The following is a 522-nucleotide window of genomic DNA, read 5'->3' on the forward strand; positions in this document are numbered from 1 at the left end:
ATCATGGTAAATACCGCCATGAACATGAAAAACCGCTGTCCCTTCAGATCTTTTTTTGACAGCACGTAGGCTGCCATGGTCGTAATCATCATATTGATCAGAGTTCCCACAACCGTAATGAAAATACTGTTGGCATAGGAGGTCCAGAGCTCCGCACTCTTAACCATGTAGGCATAGCCGTCCAGCGACCACTCGGAAGGCCACAGATGGATATTGGTGGCCAGATAACTTTTCAGCGAGGAAAAGGATACCACCATACAGTCCCAGAAGGGATAAAAGGTCGTCAGTGCCAGTAAAACCAGCAGTGTCACGTTGACAGCATCGAAAACTTTACTGCCGGCGGACGCTTTGATATGGCTTCCCGCTTCCTGTTTTTTTGATCTGAGCATCAGTAGATTCCCTCCTCTCCCGACATTCTTGCAATCTTGTTTGCAGCCACTACCAGACAGAAATTAATGACGGATTTAAATAATCCCACTGCCGTAGCCAGCTCGAATTTGCCATCCTGAAGGCCCATCCGGT

General features: G+C 47.7%; 1 protein-coding gene. It reads right to left on the reverse strand.

Features of this window, described 5'->3' with window-relative positions:
• Positions 1-389, reverse strand: a 389-nt coding sequence (locus NE664_13195; protein MCQ4727587.1) for an ABC transporter permease, incomplete at its 3' end; no start/stop codon positions are given.
• Between the last annotated feature and the right edge of the window lie 133 nt (positions 390-522).

Source organism: Anaerotignum faecicola, assembly GCA_024460105.1.
GTDB lineage: Bacteria > Bacillota > Clostridia > Lachnospirales > Anaerotignaceae > JANFXS01.